Origin of the sequence: Calderihabitans maritimus, from assembly GCF_002207765.1 — a bacterium.
Taxonomy (GTDB): domain Bacteria; phylum Bacillota; class KKC1; order Calderihabitantales; family Calderihabitantaceae; genus Calderihabitans; species Calderihabitans maritimus.
In genome coordinates this window covers 61,407-80,067 of the sequence record NZ_BDGJ01000117.1, presented here as the reverse complement: position 1 = coordinate 80,067, position 18,661 = coordinate 61,407, and the positions used below count along the sequence as shown (strand labels likewise).

General features: G+C 50.1%; 12 protein-coding genes. 1 reads left to right on the top strand and 11 read right to left on the bottom strand.

Annotated elements, in window-relative coordinates:
• The 4 genes from KKC1_RS10405 to KKC1_RS10390 all read right to left on the bottom strand — a co-directional run.
• Nucleotides 1-981, bottom strand: a 981-nt coding sequence (locus KKC1_RS10405) for a Wadjet anti-phage system protein JetD domain-containing protein (RefSeq protein ID WP_088554397.1), incomplete at its 3' end; no start/stop codon positions are given.
• Nucleotides 982-992: 11 nt separating this feature from the next.
• Complete coding sequence (locus KKC1_RS10400) at nucleotides 993-4,310, bottom strand: ATP-binding protein (RefSeq protein ID WP_088554396.1); 3,318 nt, start codon at nucleotides 4,308-4,310, stop codon at nucleotides 993-995.
• The gene (locus KKC1_RS10395; protein WP_088554395.1) at nucleotides 4,288-4,905 is read right to left on the bottom strand and encodes a DUF4194 domain-containing protein; all 618 of its coding nucleotides are present in this window, start codon (nucleotides 4,903-4,905) and stop codon (nucleotides 4,288-4,290) included. The genes KKC1_RS10400 and KKC1_RS10395 overlap by 23 nt, the downstream gene beginning before the upstream one ends.
• Nucleotides 4,902-6,329 carry a Wadjet anti-phage system protein JetA family protein gene (locus KKC1_RS10390; RefSeq protein ID WP_088554394.1) on the bottom strand — a complete coding sequence of 476 codons (1,428 nt, stop codon included), beginning with the start codon at nucleotides 6,327-6,329 and terminating at the stop codon, nucleotides 4,902-4,904. Before KKC1_RS10390 ends, KKC1_RS10395 begins: the two co-directional genes overlap by 4 nt.
• A 188-nt stretch (nucleotides 6,330-6,517) precedes the next feature.
• Here KKC1_RS10390 and KKC1_RS10385 point away from each other — a divergent pair, with 188 nt between their 5' ends.
• The gene (locus tag KKC1_RS10385; protein ID WP_088554393.1) at nucleotides 6,518-10,015 is read left to right on the top strand and encodes a UvrD-helicase domain-containing protein; all 3,498 of its coding nucleotides are present in this window, start codon (nucleotides 6,518-6,520) and stop codon (nucleotides 10,013-10,015) included.
• Between the two features lie 35 nt (nucleotides 10,016-10,050).
• Here KKC1_RS10385 and rnr read toward each other — a convergent pair whose 3' ends face one another.
• From rnr to gpmI, 7 genes are all read right to left on the bottom strand, one after another.
• Nucleotides 10,051-12,168, bottom strand: coding sequence for a ribonuclease R (rnr, locus tag KKC1_RS10380; RefSeq protein ID WP_088554392.1), 2,118 nt, complete (start codon nucleotides 12,166-12,168; stop codon nucleotides 10,051-10,053).
• A gap of 74 nt (nucleotides 12,169-12,242) precedes the next feature.
• Entirely contained in the window at nucleotides 12,243-12,794 is a 552-nt protein-coding gene (locus KKC1_RS10375; RefSeq protein WP_088554391.1) for an HDIG domain-containing metalloprotein, read from the bottom strand.
• Between the two features lie 22 nt (nucleotides 12,795-12,816).
• Complete coding sequence (locus tag KKC1_RS10370; protein ID WP_088554390.1) at nucleotides 12,817-13,212, bottom strand: PaaI family thioesterase; 396 nt, start codon at nucleotides 13,210-13,212, stop codon at nucleotides 12,817-12,819.
• Nucleotides 13,213-13,345: 133 nt separating this feature from the next.
• The gene (locus KKC1_RS10365; RefSeq protein WP_088554389.1) at nucleotides 13,346-15,361 is read right to left on the bottom strand and encodes a sodium-translocating pyrophosphatase; all 2,016 of its coding nucleotides are present in this window, start codon (nucleotides 15,359-15,361) and stop codon (nucleotides 13,346-13,348) included.
• Nucleotides 15,362-15,405: 44 nt separating this feature from the next.
• Nucleotides 15,406-15,627, bottom strand: coding sequence for a preprotein translocase subunit SecG (gene secG / locus KKC1_RS10360; protein ID WP_088554388.1), 222 nt, complete (start codon nucleotides 15,625-15,627; stop codon nucleotides 15,406-15,408).
• A 168-nt stretch (nucleotides 15,628-15,795) separates the two neighbouring features.
• Entirely contained in the window at nucleotides 15,796-17,091 is a 1,296-nt protein-coding gene (gene eno, locus KKC1_RS10355; protein ID WP_088554387.1) for a phosphopyruvate hydratase, read from the bottom strand.
• Nucleotides 17,092-17,114: 23 nt separating this feature from the next.
• Nucleotides 17,115-18,647: a 2,3-bisphosphoglycerate-independent phosphoglycerate mutase gene (gene gpmI / locus KKC1_RS10350; protein WP_202820039.1), complete on the bottom strand. Its 1,533-nt coding sequence runs from the start codon at nucleotides 18,645-18,647 to the stop codon at nucleotides 17,115-17,117.
• Nucleotides 18,648-18,661 lie beyond the last annotated feature (14 nt).

The following is an 18,661-nucleotide window of genomic DNA, read 5'->3' as shown; positions in this document are numbered from 1 at the left end:
TATGCCCCGCCTGTAACGGCACGCGAAGTCGTAGATTTTGCGCAGGAATTGTCTCCTTTGGCGATTGTGGTAACCGCCAAGATAGATTACCAGATGGTCTGCCGGCCCTTCATCAACATAGTGATAAAAGGAAGTAAGGTTCTCTACCGTTACCACTGCTTTCGCTTCCAATCCCGTTATCTCCAGATCTTCAACCATCTGCGGCGCCAGGCCCAGGTCCGGGTAAAAGGAAAAAAGGTTGATCTCGCCCCGCGGAGTACGAAACTGAAGCGGTCCGGCAATGTTGATATGCCCGGGATTATCCAAAAGCCCCAGTTCGGAAAAAATCTCCTCATCCTCTAGTTCCTGGTCCTCTGGTGACAAACAATAATTCCTAAGTACCCAGAGCACCGGTTTTTCCAGCTGGTCCCAGCGTTTTGAATCCCCGAAAAGTTTTACACTGAAACGACGTTTGGGCACCTCCTGTTTCAGTTCCAGCAGGGCATTGAGAGCCCGAAAAAGCTGAGACCAGTCTTCAAGACCTTTCAAGGAGTTGAGCCCCGGAGGCAGCGTCTCATAAGCAGAAAGACGTTCCAGCAAGTCCCGGTAAAAGGGCTGTAAGGCCTCAGGAGCGCTTTCTTGCCATTGGAGAACAAGCTCCTGCAGTCTATGGTAGCGGTCTCTTTTAGCTTCGCGCCCCAGCTCCCGGTAAATAGAGGGTAGTTCTTCTGTATTAAGGATCACGCGTTTCAACGTCTGGTTCCGCTCAAATTCCTCCCATTCTAATTTTACCCAACCCCGGCGCTCTAATTCCCGCATCTCCATGTTGAAGCGGCGGCGAAAAGAGGCATCACTGATATGGAAATAATCGGGGTAGTTTCTGGCATTTATCCTGAGCATGGTACGGCGGTTATTCACCTGAATTTTGCCGTAATCCCGGCGGGATTCATATTTATCTAGCAGTTTACTCATTTCCCGTTTCTGCAATTCCGTAAGTTCCATACCTCACCACCCTACTGCTTTTGCGCCCAGTTTTCTATGTCCTTACGGGTAACCCGTTCCACGAAGCTGTGATATCCTTCCCTCATAACAATGATGTTAGTATTGACATGAGGCACTATTAGCTGGATTTTCCCGGTGGGCGCCACAATCAGCGCCTGGAATCCCAGCTTCCGGATAAACCGCACGCACTCCTCCACGTTGTCGGCATCCATGCGGTTGAAGGCTTCGTCAAATACTACCAGACGCAGCGTGTCTTTCTTGCGGTAGAGGTGATAAGCCTGGTAGAAGGAGGCCAGGATGGCCACATAAAAGGGTACTTGGGTCTCGCCCCCCGATTTATCCCGGGAAACCCTGGAAAAATAGCTCTTGTTACCCTGTTCGTCAGTAATGACTATCTCAAAGTCTAGGTAGGAGCGATAATCAGTAAGCTGCTGCATCCTTTCCTGGAAATCCTCGTCTTTGACGGTAATCTCCCGGAAAAGGCGGTCCAGGGTGTCACCGTGCCTGTCCCGGAAGGCCTGGCTGAAAAGAGTCTCCCCCATGTGCAGGTTAGGATCCATAATCATGTCGTAATATTCCCGCATCCCCGGCCGGGGGGAGAGGCGAAAACTATAAGAATCCTTTCCAAATTTAAGGTCTTTAAGGGCGCGATTGAGCTCTTTAATTTCTTCCCGGGCAAGTTCAATGGACTCCCGCAGCCGAGCCACAAAGTGTTCCTTGAAAGCCTGTTCCGCCTTCTCGCGGGCTTTTCTTGCCTCCTCGCGGTATTCCTGCAGGTGGCTTTCCACCAGCAGGCGATGGCGTTCTTCATAGGCTCTATTGTCCTCTGCCCTGGGATCGCCGGCAAAATTAAACCTGTTGTTGAAGTCCTTTCTCAATTCCACCAGCCTAAGCATGCCGTTATTAATCCTGGTCCGCAGGCGCTGAATATGACTGCCGTAATTGCGTTCCAGTTCTGACGGGACTTTCTTCCGGCTTTCCCGTTCCCATTTCTGCCGGCATGTACCCAGTAGATCGTCTGAAAGACTTTCGGCAAAAGAAAGGTATCTACCGCGGCATTCCTTTTCCTCCAGGGAAAGGCGTTTTAGCTTCTGGGCCAGGAAATCGAGTTCTGTTTCCAGTTGGCCTTCTTCCTTATCAAGTCCGGATCTTTTCACCCGGCATTCCTCGATCGCGGCCTCTTTTTCCTTTTTCTCCTCTTCCAGCCTGTCCAGCTCAGAGCGGTCCAGGGAAAGGAGCTCCTGGTTAACCTCGTACAGTTCTCGGCCCAGCTCATCCAGCTCCCGACATGCCGTGAACTCCTCGAGCCATCTCTGGTAACGGTCTGCTTTACTGCTCTCCAAGTTGGAAACGCTCGCCACCGCTTCAAGCCGTTCCTTTAAAAGCGACAGTTTCCTGCGACATTCCTCCCATTCTTTTTGCTTTCTAGCAAGTTGTACCTTCACCGCTTCCCGCCCGATATAGGGCACCTCGTAACGGCTTTTAGGAATTTGACGGGCCGTGTGATTCTGGTAGAGCATACAGGTGGGAGTAATAGCCCGGCGGTGCCGTTTTAATTCTTTTTCGGTTTCACACTTCATTACTGCTCCCAGAAGCCAGTTGGCATAGGCAAGGACATAATCTTCATCGGCTACGATTTCTTCGGCAAGGCTTCCCTTGCGCGCAGGTTTCGCTTCCAGTAACAGTTTTTCCGTGTTGACCAGTCCCACGTTTTCGATGCCGTGGGTAAATTTGTACCGTTCATAAATATCCAGCGCCTGGTCAAAATATCCCGGCGGCACCAGAAGGTCGAATTTCTGGGTATGGAGGTAACCTTCAATAGCATTCTGCCAGCGCCGGTCACGGATGTCGATAGCTTCACAGAAGACATAGACCGGAATACTTTCCCTTCCGTCGTTGGGTATCATGTGCTCCTGCAACAATTTCTTCAACTTCATGGCGGGAGAAGCGCTACTTAAAACCTGGTTCTTCTGCAATTCTTCGATTGTCTGCTTCAGTTCAGCCTCTTTTTCTTCCCACCTCTTTTTTTCTTCCTCCCAGCGGGCCTCCTGCCGGGTAAGCCAGGTCATGCACTCGTTCCAGTTGCGGGACTGCTCTTCAAGGTCGACCGGGAAAGAAGTCCCGTCGTCGAGAAAACGCTGCCAGTCCTCCCGCCCTCCGAGCAGGGCTTCTGTCAGCTCGAAGGGGGCATCTACCCGGCGCAGCACTTCCAAAAGCCGTTCCCTTTCAGCGATCTCAACCCTTACCTGGTGGAATAGATTGGTCCGTATTTTTTCCAGTTGTTGGATTTGCTGCTGCAACCTCTGTTTCCGCTCACTGAGTTCCCGCTCCCGCCGGGCAACCTGGTGGTCGGCGATCTTTGTCTCGATTTCTTCCTTTTCACTTACCAGTTGTCGGCGCCGGTTTTCTAACAGCTCCATTTCCCGACGCAGGTCTACAAGCCTCTCCCGTATCTGTTGTTGACGTTCTTGCGCTTGCACCAGTTCCAGTTTTTTCTGTTCCCATCGAGCCCGGTATTCCATGTACTGGCTGATTTGTTCCTGCCGTCGAAGGTTTTCAATTTCACCGTACTCTTGGGATATTAGTTCCAGCGCCTTTATTTCCTGTTCCGTCTCCAAAATTAGGTTCTCCACCTGGCGGAATTTTTCGAAGTAGTCGCGCATGGTATCAACATCTATACGGCGCTCTTCCAGGATGTATTCGTAGACGAAACTGCGCAGATTGGTTATGGGCGAAAAGGAAATCCCCTTACCAAAAAGGGAAAAGAAAGATTCTTTAACCCCACCGAATAACTGACGCAGGTCGCTTAGGTAACCCTCAATATCGTTACGATACTGACGAAATTTAAGCTTTTTTACTTTTAGGTGGTGGAAAAACTGCTGCCTGTTTCGAGGCACGCCATCCTGGAAAAATAGACTGTCCTCCAAGGGGTGCTCGTCCACCCGGAAAAAGACGTGTTCCTCTTCCCCCGAAGAGCTAAAGTAATCAAAAACCACACCGATCAGGTAGGGCTTCTGGGTAGGCGTATGGGTTATCTCCAGCACGACATAGCTGGAAAAATCCCTTTCCCCCCGCAGGTAGGTGTTCCCCTCGGCGCCGGTCTTACCGCGGAGATAGCTCTTGAGATCCCTGGTAGTTTTCTCATCGAAAGCGGAAGAGTTAAACTTGATCTTCTTTAAATTGGCTATGATGACCACTTGCAGGGCATCAATCAAGGTGGATTTGCCTGCGCCGTTATCGCCCGTGATAAGGGCACTGCCCTCCAGAGGAATAGTTTCATTGGTAAAATAATGCCAGTTAATCAGTTTAATCTTGGTCAGAGATCTCATCCTCCAGCCCCTCCTTTACCCCTTGTTCAGCAATCCACTGAGCCAGGTTTTCCATACCGGTTATGTCCAGTACCAGGGTCAGCGAAGGGTAGAGGACGTAAACGGCATCTGTTTCCTTCCAATGGCCCCGCTTGAGATCTAAAAGAGAAAAACGGTTGAACAGCCTAAGTATTCTCTGCATATCCTCCTGGGCCGGCAGGCGGTTTCTGATTTGTAAAGCCATGTATTTTTCCTGGATATCCCGCCCGGATACCAGTACCTGTTGAGTCAAACGCAGGTCCCGCTGTTTTTCCTCGTAAAGTAAACGAAGGATGAAAAGAAAAATGGTTTCCTGCAGGGTAAAATTATAACGGTTTTTTTCATAACGGTTATAAAGCTGAATAACTGCCAGGCGTTTTATATGCATCAAATCCCATCCGGAGAGGAGAAAGTAACCGGTAAATACCTCAAGATAACGTTCTACAAAACGATAATAAGGACGGTCCGCCTCCCGCTCACTAACGAGGAATGTCTGTCGCAAAAGCAGGTTGGCTGCTTCCCGGAAGGTCTCTTTTTCTTTGTTGGTAAATTCCTCATACTGCTGGTACCAGCTCAAGCCTGTTTCTCCTTTCTCTTAATGACCAGATTGGGAACTTCTACCTGCCCGCCTTTAAGGGTTACGGTTTCTCCCCTTTTCCCTTCCAAGCGATAGAGAGCACGGCGGGAGCGGCTGAAAAGGATAATATAGATGAGCCTGACCCACTGGTCCGGCGTTTCCAGCGGAACCTCATGGAGGGGCATGGTTTCCCTATCCCCCAGGATTCTTTTCACGTAATGATTGATCTGTTCCACCGTAACCTCCTGGGCTACCCGTTTACCGAAACGGGACAACTTCTTGGAACGGACCTCGGTGGAAACAGAGATTGCGGCCAGGGGTTCCGGCCGGTGGGGCTGCCGAGCCGCAGGAGGTTTTTTCGGGCTGAATTCGTCCACGACCCGCTGGGGAAAAAGACAGATATACCGGCTTATTTCTTCCGGTGTCAAGGCCTTTTCTCCCCACCGCCTGGCAAGTTCAGCCAAATAAGCCAGGACGGTAGACAGCTGGTTGCCGATCCCTCTGCCGTGACGCAGTTGAAAGCGCAGCCGTTCCGCCGCAGCCCTAGCGTAAAGGGCATTGCGGTAGTCGATTTCTTCCAGCAGTTCATCCATTTGAGTAAAGGATTTTTCAATAAAATCCAGCCATCCATAAATCATGTTCTCGGCGGTAAGCCTGTCGGGGGCCTGCTTTTCCTCCACCATAAGAGCGGCCTGGTTGAGAATTTGCGGCCTGTTGGACTGCCAGTCCCTGACCCGCCGTATAATAGCGGTACGGTATTTAGAAATGTGTTCTGACGTCTTAAGTCGGTAGTACTGCTCGCCTAGCACTTTGACCTGGTATTCATCAAATATCTGGCTTAGGATGGCCCTGGCATCTTCTGCTTCCAATAATTTTTCCGTGTAGTGCTTGATGCTGTGGTTAAGGCGCTTGAGCCCATCAATCAATTCCCCGGTAGATTCGTAGGCCTGGTGCAGGGCCACGTAAGAAAATCCCTCTTCACCGGTAAGGTTCTGGAAAATGCTCAGCACCCTGCCTTTGAACTCCATTCGGTAGCCGGTGCGGATTTTGTCTAGAGTTTCCAGAATTCCCACAGCATAGTCGGGAAGAGTCAGCTTGAACGTGTAATCAAAATGCTGCTCCTGGACGATCCAGCCCGCGTCGACCAGCCGCCGGAGAAGTTGAAAGGCCCGCTCGCGGGCGCTTTTTGCCACCTCTTCCTGATACTCTTCCTCCTCGAGGTGCCAGACTGCTTCATCCAGGGATTCCAGGTATTCAGTAAAGAGGTCAATAATCAACTCCCGCGGAAGAGTATAGATGGTTCTGCGATACTGCTCGTAGACCAGAAGTAACAGATCGGCGTAGACTTCTTTCAGTTGTCCGGCGAAGACGGAAAAAAGAGTGGGTGGGATGCGTAGAAAAAGTTCAGCACCAGGTCTAGACATAAGTTCTCCCCTTCTATAAAAGGGTATGTTCAGTTTTTCGACATCAAATGCCATAATCCTTCGTTGCTGAAAGACCCGATTCGATCCCTCTTTAACCCTAACCCTTGCATATTACATCCTTATCAGGTAAAATTTTTTTAAAATTTGAGGGTTGAACATATGTATCAGCAGAAATAAGGTGATGGCTTATGAAATTCGTGGCTGACCTCCATCTCCACTCCTGTTACTCTAGGGCAACCAGCAAAGAGGCTAATCCGGAAAACTTCTACCGGTGGGCAATTTATAAAGGTGTAACCCTGGTGGGTACCGGTGACTTTACCCACCCGGCGTGGCGGGAAGAGTTAAAGGAGAAGCTTGAGCCGGCAGAGGAGGGGCTTTATCGCCTTAAAGAAGAATATAGGAGACTGGTGGATGGAGTACATACAACCGGATCTGAGGCGACAGGGTTTTCCGCCGGTTTGGATTCTTTCGGCGAACCTCTTGTCCGCTTCATGATCTCTGGAGAAATTAGCACTATATACAAAAAAGGCGGACGGGTACGGAAAGTTCACCATCTCATCCTCTTACCGAGCCTGGAGGCGGCCGATGAGCTCAGCCGGCGTTTGGAAGAAATCGGCAACATTCGCTCCGACGGCCGTCCTATTCTTGGTATTGATAGCCGCCAGCTACTTGAGATGACCCTCGACGTGTGTCCGGAGGCTCTATTTATACCGGCCCATATCTGGACGCCGCATTTCTCCCTTTTCGGTGCCAAGTCGGGGTTTGACGCTATTGAAGAGTGTTTCGAGGATCTAACCGACCACATCTACGCCGTTGAAACAGGACTGTCTTCAGACCCGCCTATGAACTGGCGTCTCTCAGCACTGGACCGTTTTGCCCTGGTATCCAACTCCGACGCCCATTCCCCCCGAAACCTGGCCCGCGAGGCCAACCTCTTTAATACAGAACTTTCCTATTATGCCATATACCAGGCTTTGAAGGAACGAGACGGCACGCGTTTTTTAGGAACCCTTGAATTCTTCCCGGAGGAAGGCAAATATCATTACGACGGACACCGGGGCTGTAATCTCCGCTGGAAGCCTTCCCAAACGCGGGCCGCAGGAGGAGTTTGCCCTGTATGCGGCCGGAAAGTGACGGTGGGCGTGCTGCACCGCGTAGAAGAGCTAGCCGATCGCGAGGATAACGTTCGCCCTCCGGCAGCCCGTCATTTTGAAAGCCTAATTCCTCTCCCGGAGGTAATTGCCTCAGCTCTGGGCGTGGGAGCATCGACCAAACAGGTTACCCAGCGTTATTTCTCCCTAATCCGTAATCTAGGTCCCGAACTGGTAGTACTGCGTGAAACGCCTCTGGAGAAGGTGTTAAGGGTAGGCGGCCCGCTGATTGCGGAGGCCGTCCGGCGCATGAGGACCGGAGAGATAGAAATCCTACCGGGATATGATGGAGAATACGGTAAAATCATCTTGATGCGTCCGGAAGAAAGACAGGACCTCTTCCAACAAGCCACCCTCTTTACACATACCGTACGGGAAACCGCCTCGTCCGCCGTTCCGGCAAAAGAAGAGACTTCTGTTCCTCCTGTGGCGGAACAGAAAATATCCGGCGAACTGCCTGTTTATGAAAGTAACAGCGGCCAATCAGCGCAAGAGAAGGGAATTCTTGCCGGCCTTAATCCTCAGCAGCAAGAAGCAGTTACCGCTAAAACAGGCCCGGTGATTGTAATTGCCGGACCGGGGACGGGCAAGACGCGTACCCTGGTTCACCGTATTGCCTGGCTTATCGGAGATCAGGGAATAGCACCTCATCAGATCACGGCCGTTACTTTTACCAATAAAGCAGCTATGGAGATCCGGCAACGGGTGGCTAAGCTTTTAAACAAGGTCGAAGGTATTGAAGAGCTAACCGTGGGGACGTTTCACAGCATCTGTCTAGACATACTCCGCAGTTGCCGGCGGCAAAGTCCTACAAATCACCGTGATTTTTCTGAGCTCCTTGAATTAACCGTTCTTGATGAAGCCGACTCCCGCGAAGTTCTGGAAGAAGTGCTACGGGAAAAGGGCAGGCGCGGACACCAGGAGGGGCTTAAGGTCCTGAAGAGAATTTCCTTCCTCAAGAGCCGCGGTATCTTACCTTCCTCTCCTGAAGTCCCCGCAGATCTAAATCCTATTTACACAGCTTATCAAGAGAGGCTGGGCGAGTACCGCGCCCTTGATTACGACGATATTCTTCTGCAAACGGTCAATCTGTTTGAAAGGCTCGAAAAAGAAAACGTGCCCGAGCTACAACATATACGAAGCCGGTTCACCCACCTCCTAGTTGATGAATTTCAGGACGTTAACCCTGTCCAGTATAAATTGGTCAGACTTTGGGCCGGAAAAGGCAAAAACCTCTTCGTCATAGGTGATCCCAACCAGGCTATTTATGGCTTTCGCGGGGCAGATTACCGGTTTTTCAAGAAATTAAAGGATGACTTTCCTGGAGCGCAGATTTTCAAATTAACCTTAAATTATCGCTCCACTCCCACCATCATTCGCGCCGCCTCGGCCGTAGTCGCTAAAAACTCGGAAAATAACTTTATTTCCGGGTTAGAGAGTACGATTGTGGCTACAAAAACCAAGGGCCCTAAAATCATCCATTTGCAGGTGCCCAGCGAGATGGCCGAGGGTATTGCTATTGTAAAAGAAATCGGCCGCATGGTAGGAGGTACTACCATGCTCCAGGCGCATGATCAACCCAGTGGAGCATCAGAGCGAACCTGGAGCTTTTCTGACATAGCAGTCCTTTTTCGGACCGGACGTCAAAGCGAAACCCTGGAGGAATGTTTTCTTAAAGAAGGCATTCCCTACCGCATTGTAGGGCGAGAAAGCTTTTTGGAAGAACAGCCCGTCCGGGAGACTCTGGCCTTTTTCCGGTGCGTAATACAGCCAGAAGATGATTTTCATCTCTATCGATGTTTGGGCAGGGGCCGTTTCGACCTAGGGCGGGAGGGTATAGCTTTGGTCCGGGAAACAGCCAGAAAAATGAACTGTTCAGCCTGGAAGGCGATAACAGAATTAACGGAAGGCGGGAGAGCGTCCGGGACAGCCCTTACGGACAGGCTGTTGGCCTTCAGAAATGCGCTGGAAAAATACAGGTCTTTGATAAAAACCGAACTTCCGAGTAAAATCCTGGCTCATTGGATAGAAGAAAATAATCTAGGGCAGATACAAGCTATGGACCGGCTGCTGCAAGTGGCATCCCGTTTCAGCGACCTTCCTGCCTTTCTACACAGGATCGTCCTGGCACAGGAGGCCGACTATGAGCGCATGGGCAATAATAAAGCTTCCGTGGAGACAGTATCTCTGATGACCTTACATGCCGCCAAAGGGTTGGAATTTCCCGTAGTATTTATTGCCGGTGTTGAAGATGGATTGATTCCCCTGACCGAACGGAAAACTTCTACGGCAAAAGAGGATACCCTGGCGGAAGAACGCCGCCTGTTCTACGTTGGCCTGACCCGGGCCAAAGACATGCTCATCCTGTTATCCGCCAGGAACCGGGCGCGCTTCGGGTCGAAGGCTTCCTCCTGCTGTTCTCCATTTGTCCGGGAAATTCCTCCGGATTGCCTGGAACAGAAAAGCTGGGTAGAGCAGGTTAACCAAAAAAATGTAAATAGCAACCCAAAATTTAAACAGTTGAGCCTGTTCTGAAGAAGCGGACTGTCTCCAACCTATCTATATAGCGTCTAGCCGGAAACCAACTCACAATCTATCCTACGGGCTTCGGTATCCACCCGCACCACCTGTACCGTAACTATATCTCCAATGCGATAGCTCTTCCTGGTATGCTGCCCCAACAAGCAAAACTCCGCCTCCTGGTATTCATAGTAGTCATCCGTCAAGGTAGAAACATGGACAAAACCTTCCACCAGGTTTTCCATTTCCACAAACATACCGTAGGGGACTACGTTGCTGACTACCGCCGGGAAAACATCGCCCAGGTGCCTCTGCATGTATTCCACTTTTTTCAAATCCAGGGTTTCCCGTTCCGCCTCTTCCGCCACCAATTCCCTTATGGAAGACTGCTTCGCATAATCCGGCATCTTTCTCTCCAGCTTGGCTTTGCGCCGAGAAGAAAGAGCTCCTTTATTCAATATCTCACCGATCACCCGGTGGATAACCAAGTCCGGATAGCGCCGGATGGGGGAAGTAAAGTGACAGTAGTAGGGAGCAGCCAGTCCAAAATGCCCCAGGCACTGCGAGGCGTAACGGGCATGTTTCATGGAGCGTAACATTACCGTATTAATGATTCTGGCCGAAGGCTTCCCTTCTACCTGCTCAACCACTTCCTGAAAAGCCCTCGGATGTATTTCATTCTCGACTCCCTTGACGTGGTAACCAAATCTTTTTAAGAATTGATTGAGTTGCTTCACAGCTTCTGGGTCGGGTTTCTCATGCACCCGGTAAACAAAAGGAGCTTCCAGCCAGTAAAAATGTTCGGCCACCGTTTCGTTAGCCAGTACCATAAATTCCTCAATAATCTGTTCGGCAATGCTTCGTTCCACTCTAATAAGCTCCACAGGCTTACCCTGTTCATCAAGCCTTACTTTGACTTCGGGAAAATCAAAATCAATAGCCCCTCTCTCGAGCCGCCGCCGGTATAAAATCCGGCAGAGCTGTTCCATCAGGCGAAAACTACCTATTAGTTCCCCGTACCGTTCCATCAATACTGGATCTTCTTCCAGTAGTATTTTCCTTACATTAGTATAGGTCATACGCTCTTTAACTCGGATTACGGACTTAAAAATATCATAGCGAACTACCTGTCCCTCCCGGTCAACCTCCATGAGAACCGTTACCGTCAACCGGTCTTCTCCGGCGTTTAGGCTGCAAATACCATTGGAAAGCCGAGGAGGTAACATGGGAATCACCCGGTCGACCAAATAAACACTGGTTCCCCGCCGGTAGGCCTCGCGGTCCAACTCACTTCCTTCTTTAACATAGTGAGATACATCGGCAATATGCACGCCCAGCAGAAAGTTGCCGTTGTCAAGTACTTGTATGGAAACTGCGTCATCAAGATCCTTGGCATCTTCTCCGTCAATAGTCACAATTGTCCAATCCCGTAAATCCTTCCGGCCTTGGAGATCCTCTTCGGAGATAGTAAGGGGTATCTTCTCCGCCTCCTTCATGACCGGTAGAGGAAATTCTTCCGGCAACTGGTATTTCCGCATTATGGATATAATATCTACTCCTGGCTCTCCCCGGCGACCCAGAATTTCAACCACTTTTCCTTCCGGGTTGCGTCTTTTTTCGGGCCACCGAACAATCTCCACGACCACCTTATCGTTTTGACGCGCCCCATTAAGGTCGTTCCGGGAAATAAATATATCTTGAGCAATCCTGGTTTCGTCCGGTACTACAAATCCAAAATGGCGGCTTCGTTCCAGAGTTCCTACTACAAACCGGTTGGCCCTTTCCAAAATACGAATTATCTCTCCCTCCGGCTGCTGCCCATCAACCTGTCTCCGATGGACACGGGCCACCACCCGGTCATTGTGCATAGCTCCGTTGAGACCATCGGCACCAATATAAACGTCCTCCATCCCCGGGGTGTCGGGAATAACGAAAGCAAACCCCTTCGGATGTCCGTGAAGTCTCCCTACCACCAAGCCCATCTTCTCCGGCAAACCATACTTTTTTTTCCGCGTAAAGATTATTTTACCCTCCTGCTCCAATTCCCGCAGAAGGGCCAAGAAATGTTCAATCTCGCGGACCTCTAGGGCATTAACCAGTTCTTCTGCCGTCATCGGTTTGTAAGTTTTTTCCCGCATGAAGGCGAGTATTTCTTCTTTGGTAATCAAACTAAAGCCTCCCTGAAGAAATAAAAATTTTGATTATGTATAAATATTACCCTGATTTTATGAATTTAAACTTTTTACAACCCTAGCTCATTGCTGATGCCCCGCATGGCCTCTAGTCCCAATTCCATAAATTTTTCCAGCGAAAGGCCCATTTCACTACAGTAATCAATAGTTTCCCGGTCGGCACCCCGGGCAAAGGATTTTTCCTTATACCGATTTATTAAGAAAGGTACATCAATGGCCGCCAGTTTCTTTTCCGGGTGAATAAGAGCCGCCGCCACTATTAACCCGGTTAGAGGGTCCGTGGCGTAAAGAGCCTTGTCCATAAGACTTTTAAGGGGGAGACCATGATAATGGTTATGCGCCCTGACCGCGTAGACAACCTCTTCGGGCAGTCCTTCTTCCGCCAGCAAATCTGCACCTACTTGGCTGTGACGCTCCGGATTGTCCTTAGTATCTTCATAATCAATATCATGAAGAAGTCCGGCTAGACCCCAGAGTTCCTCATCCTCGCCAAAATGTTTCGCCAAGCGACGCATAACTGCTTCTACGGCCAGACAGTGTTTTCTCAAATTTTTATTTTTGAGATGTCGCTTTAGCAATTCCCAGGCCTGATCTCTAGTCATGATTTATCCCCTCCTCATAATTTTACCTCTTAACCAGCAAAAACTTACCCCGGGCCTCGGCAGCCTTTTCACCGTTCGGCAGTTCTATCCAGGCTTCCGCTGTAATCAATCGCCTGGTTTCATCTACCACCTTTCCGTAGGCTCTGACCGTTTCTTCCACCGGTATGGGTTTAAGAAACCTCACCTGCAGCTCAACGGTCACCGAGGATAAACCTTTGGTGTAAAGATAATGACCCATCACTTCATCCAAAACGGTAGAGGTGATGCCTCCATGCAGAATGCCTGCCCAACCCTGAAATTCTTTTCGGGGAGTGAATTCAGTCATATACAACCCATTCTCTTCCCGGAAACTCAATTTCAAACCAATAGGATTATCCACTCCGCAGGCAAAACACATGGTATCGCCCTGGAGTTTCATTTCACCTTCCCCCTTTTACACGGAAATAAAAGAGCTCCGTATGGAGCACCTTACTAATAGTATACCAATTTCTGCTATGAATTCAAAAAGTGTTGGGAGAACTTTTCTCCCAACACTTTTGATTACGTGAACGCTACATAAAGAGCGGGGCAAACACCAGAGATACAATAGTCATCAGCTTGATCAGGATGTTCAAGGACGGTCCGGAGGTATCCTTGAAAGGATCTCCTACCGTATCGCCGTTAACAGCCGCAGCATGCGCTTCCGATCCCTTTCCGCCGTACTGACCGCCTTCGATGTATTTCTTGGCGTTATCCCAGGCTCCACCGGCATTGGCCATCATAACTGCAAGCAAGAAACCTGAGACTAATGCTCCAGCCAGCAGTCCACCTAAGGCCTCTTTGCCAAGGCCTGGTATAAGTCCTACGGCCAGGGGTACAACCACCGCCAGCAGACCCGGAATAATCATTTCCCGCAGAGCCGCACCAGTACTAATACGCACGCAGTTAGCATAATCCGGTCTAGCTTTGCCTTCCATCAGACCCGGTATGGACCGGAATTGACGGCGCACCTCCTCAATCATATCGAAGGCCGCCCGTCCAACTGCCTGCATGGTTAAAGCTGAAAACAGGAAGGGAAGCATGCCGCCTATAAACAGACCGGCAACCACATTCGGCTGGGTTATATCAATAGCTTGAATATCCGCCGCTTTGGTATAAGCGGAAAACAACGCCAAAGCGGTCAAAGCAGCAGAACCTATGGCAAAACCTTTTCCGATGGCGGCTGTAGTATTACCTACTGCATCCAGGGCATCGGTTATCTTACGAACTCCCGGCTCGAGACCGGACATTTCAGCGATTCCCCCGGCATTGTCGGCAATGGGACCGTAAGCATCTACGGCCACCACCATTCCGGTAGTAGAGAGCATTCCTACCGCGGCCAGAGCAATGCCGTACAGACCTGCCAGTTTATAAGCCAATAAGATGGCCACCACTATAACAACTATAGGCAGAGCCGTACTCATCATTCCGGTGCTGATTCCGGCAATAATGTTGGTAGCAGTTCCCGTCTGCGAAGCCTTGGCTATTTCTTTAACTGGATTGAAACGGTCGGCAGTATAGTATTCAGTAATCTTACCAATAAGAACCCCCGCCAGCAGGCCAGCAACTGTGGCTCCAAATACGTTTAGGCCGATATCCGGTAACAGGCTGGTGGATAAGAAATAGGTGAAAGCGATAGCTAGGATACTGGCCACCAAAGTTCCTGTATTCAGGGCACTCTGCGCCCGGGCGCCTTCGTTGGTACGCACGAAGAAAGTACCGATAATCGCCGCTATTACACCGGCAGCCGCTATGTATATCGGCAACAAAGCGGCGTTAACGCTGTTGCTGCTCATGGCAGAACCCAGGGCAATTCCCGCAATAATGGAACCGACATAGGATTCAAACAAGTCGGCACCCATACCGGCTACGTCACCGACATTGTCTCCCACGTTGTCGGCAATAACCGCCGGGTTACGGGGATCGTCTTCCGGAATACCGGCCTCTACTTTACCCACCAGGTCGGCACCTACGTCTGCCGCCTTGGTGTAGATACCGCCACCAACCCGGCCGAAGAGAGCGATGGAACTGGCTCCCAAAGCAAATCCGTTGATAATAGCAGGGTCTTTAAAAATGATACTGATAATTCCTAAGCCTAAAAGTCCTAACCCCACAACTGACATTCCCATAACGGCGCCGCCGGAAAAAGCTACTCCTAGAGCCTGGTTGGCGCCTTGCCGGGCTGCATTGGTAGTCCGCACGTTGGCTAGGGTAGCGACGTTCATTCCAATAAACCCGGCTCCCAACGAGCAGATGGTACCCACCAGGTAGGCAATGGCGGTGGCAGGCTTCATACTACCGGCGCCCTGGGTCATAACTCCTGCCACTACAATAACTATAGTCATGGCCAAAATAAAATAAATCAAGGTTCGGTATTCTCGGAAAAGAAAAGCCATAGCTCCTTCATGAATAGCTTCCGCTATTTCTTTCATTTTCTCTGTCCCGGGATCTACTCGTTTAATCCTTGCCACCAGGTATCCAGCAAAGATGAGGGCAATAATCCCGGCAATAGGAGCTACATATAAACCTCCGGAAAATGACTCAGGCATGCCCATCTACCTCCTCCGATATATTTACCTAACCCTAAAAGGCTTTAGACCAATGATAACAACAAAGTTAATACCAAAAAAGCAATAGCTAGAACAGCAGAAATCTTATTCAACAGTTCATCAATACCTTTTTTCTTGCCGAAAAAAGCTTCAGCACCCCCGGCGATAGCCCCAGAAATCCCGGCACTTCTACCCGACTGCAACAGGACCGAAGCTATCAGTGCTAGAGCGACGACTACTTGAAATACTGTAAGTACTATTTTCACCGCCTGTCACCTCCTGCCGATGATAAGACAAATATATTCTAGCACAACCCAACCTTGAATACAAGAAGAAGGAGTGCCGGCAGGTAAGCTGCAATCCCCCCTTTCTATTTTCGCAAAATTTTGACTTTAAAATGATTCTAGCCTAAGGTAGAATTTCCTGCCTGTTAATTAATAATTTGGCGAAGAAAGATTATAGAAAGCCTGCCTGCCGCGGTACAGAGCCAGATAATCCAATTCTTCGGCTATACGAAGCAATTCATTGTACTTGGCCACCCGGTCGGTACGGGAAGGAGCACCGGTCTTTATTTGTCCGGCATTAGTGGCTACGGCAATATGAGCAATAGTGGTGTCTTCCGTCTCTCCGGACCGGTGAGAAACTACTGCGGTGTAACCTGCCCGCTTGGCCATTTCGATGGCTTCCAGAGTCTCGGTAAGAGTTCCTATTTGGTTTACCTTGATAAGAATCGCGTTAGCCGTACCGCTGGAAATCCCTTTCGCCAGTCTCTCCGTATTGGTGACAAAAAGATCGTCGCCTACCAGTTGTATTTTCTTGCCTAGTTTTTCCGTCAGCTGGCGCCATCCCTCCCAGTCATCTTCCGCCAGGCCATCTTCGATGGAAATTATGGGATACTGTTCTACCAGCCGGCTATAGAAATCAATTAGTTCTTCCGAAGTCCGGGTTATACCCTGCCCGGGGAAAACGTATTTCCCATCATCATAAAGCTCGGTGGCGGCTACATCCAAGGCCAGCAATATATCTTCTCCCGGTTTATACCCAGCCCTCCCTATAGCCTCCATGATTACGTCCAGGGCTTCTTCATTGGAGCTGAGATTAGGGGCAAAACCGCCTTCGTCACCTACCGCCGTGTTCAAACCTTTTTCCTTTAGCACTCCCCGGAGATGGTGAAATACTTCTACCCCCATCCTCAAGGCTTCCGGGAAGGTATCTGTGCCCACAGGCATGATCATGAATTCCTGGATATCCACGTTATTGTCCGCATGTTTGCCTCCGTTTAAAATGTTCATCATAGGTACCGGGAGTTCCCGCGCGTTGACTCCTCCTATATATTGATAGAGCGGTAACCCCAGTGCGTTGGCGGCAGCTTTAGCCACGGCCAAGGAAACCCCCAAGATAGCGTTGGCACCCAACTTACCTTTATTAGGAGTCCCATCCAGCTCTAACAGCAGGCGGTCAATCCCGTTCTGGTCTATAGCGTCCATGCCTACAACCTCGGGGGAAATAACCTCGTTAATATTCTCTACTGCCTTGCGGACGCCTTTCCCCAAGAAACGCTCTTTGTCACCGTCTCTTAACTCCAGCGCCTCATGCGCCCCAGTAGAGGCTCCGGAAGGTACCGCTGCTCTCCCTACAACTCCACTTTCCAGATAGACATCTACCTCTACGGTAGGGTTTCCTCTAGAATCTAAAATTTCCCGACCTACCACGTCAGTAATGATCGTCATTTCTATCTCTCCTTTCCATTAGTTTATTTATATTTTTCCTGCAACAGACTTTCTCCAGTCATTTCGGAAGGCTTGCTTATATTCAAAAGTTGTAAAAGAGTTGGCGCTATGTCCTTCAGAGCACCTTCCTTAAGGCGCGCATGCTTATACTCGTCGCTCACGAGTATGAACGGCACCGGGTTATCCGTATGAGCGGTGTGAGATTCACCAGTTTCAGGATCGACCATTTGCTCCGCATTCCCGTGATCGGCCGTTATAATAAGAATCCCGTCCCGTTCCCGGACCGCCTTCCAGATACGCCCTATACATTCATCGACCGCTTCCACGGCCTTAACCGCTGCTTCCATGATCCCGGTATGGCCGACCATGTCGGGATTGGCAAAGTTGAGAATAATCACATCGTACTCACCGGTTCTAATTTTCTCCAAAACCGTTTCTGTAACTTCGTAAGCACTCATTTCCGGCTTCAGGTTATAGGTAGGAACTTTAGGGGAAGGAATTAAAATGCGGTCCTCTCCCGGATTCGGTTCCTCCACACCCCCGTTAAAGAAAAAGGTAACATGAGCATATTTTTCCGTTTCAGCAATCCTTAGCTGTCGCTTCCCTTCTTTGGCCAGAACCTCCCCCAATGTATTGATCAAGTTCTGGGGAGGAAAGGCAACCGGTGCTGGGATCTCCACATCATACTGGGTCATGCAGACAAAATGGACCCCCAGATATCCTCCAGGACGATCAAAAGCGGTAAAATCTTTCTCTACAAAAGCCCGGGTTAATTGCCGGGCCCGGTCGGCCCGGAAATTGTAAAAGATCACTGCATCTCCCGGTTTGACCGTAGCCACCGGGTTCCCGTTTTCCCGTACTATGACCGTAGGTGTAACAAACTCGTCCGTTTCCCCGCGATTATAAGCTGCCTCCAGCGCATCCAGGGGCATGGCAGCTTTCAATCCTTCACCGGCGACCATAGCCCGGTACGCCTTTTCCGTACGGTCCCACCTTTTATCCCGGTCCATAGCGTAGTAACGGCCCATGACCGTCGCCACGGAACCAAGGCCTGTTTCCTGTAACTTCTCGTTTAAAGCCAAAAAATATTCTTTAGCGTTGGCAGGAGGTACATCTCTGCCGTCCAGGAAAGCATGGATAAAAACCTGTTCCAGGCGGTGCTGCCGGGCCAGGTCCAATAAAGCAAACAGGTGGCGGATATGACTGTGTACTCCTCCGTCGGAAAGAAGCCCCATCAAATGAAGGGCCCGCTTATTCCTTTTGGCATGCTCTACCGCCTGCAACAGTACCTGGTTTCGAAAGAACGTGCCATCCTCAATAGCACGGCTTATACGGGTGAGTTCCTGATAAACTACCCGGCCTGCTCCGATATTAAGATGACCTACCTCCGAATTTCCCATCTGTCCTGCCGGCAGTCCGACGTATTCACCGGAAGCTTTTAAGGTAGTAAAAGGATATTCTTTTTTAAGATACCGGTAGTTGGGCAGATGGGCTTGAGCAATGGCGTTTCCGCCGGTTGCCTCTCTTAATCCCCAACCGTCAAGGATAACCAGCATCAGAAATTGCTTCG

What these genes read in the sequence shown, in the direction of transcription:
- KKC1_RS10365 (WP_088554389.1), bottom strand. Translation starts at nt 15,361, where the DNA reads ATGCCTGAGTCATTTTCCGGAGGTTTATATGTAGCTCCTATTGCCGGG.
- KKC1_RS10385 (WP_088554393.1), top strand. Translation starts at nt 6,518, where the DNA reads ATGAAATTCGTGGCTGACCTCCATCTCCACTCCTGTTACTCTAGGGCA.
- KKC1_RS10375 (WP_088554391.1), bottom strand. Translation starts at nt 12,794, where the DNA reads ATGACTAGAGATCAGGCCTGGGAATTGCTAAAGCGACATCTCAAAAAT.
- KKC1_RS10390 (WP_088554394.1), bottom strand. Translation starts at nt 6,329, where the DNA reads ATGTCTAGACCTGGTGCTGAACTTTTTCTACGCATCCCACCCACTCTT.
- KKC1_RS10400 (WP_088554396.1), bottom strand. Translation starts at nt 4,310, where the DNA reads ATGAGATCTCTGACCAAGATTAAACTGATTAACTGGCATTATTTTACC.
- KKC1_RS10370 (WP_088554390.1), bottom strand. Translation starts at nt 13,212, where the DNA reads ATGAAACTCCAGGGCGATACCATGTGTTTTGCCTGCGGAGTGGATAAT.
- gpmI (WP_202820039.1), bottom strand. Translation starts at nt 18,647, where the DNA reads ATGCTGGTTATCCTTGACGGTTGGGGATTAAGAGAGGCAACCGGCGGA.
- eno (WP_088554387.1), bottom strand. Translation starts at nt 17,091, where the DNA reads ATGACGATCATTACTGACGTGGTAGGTCGGGAAATTTTAGATTCTAGA.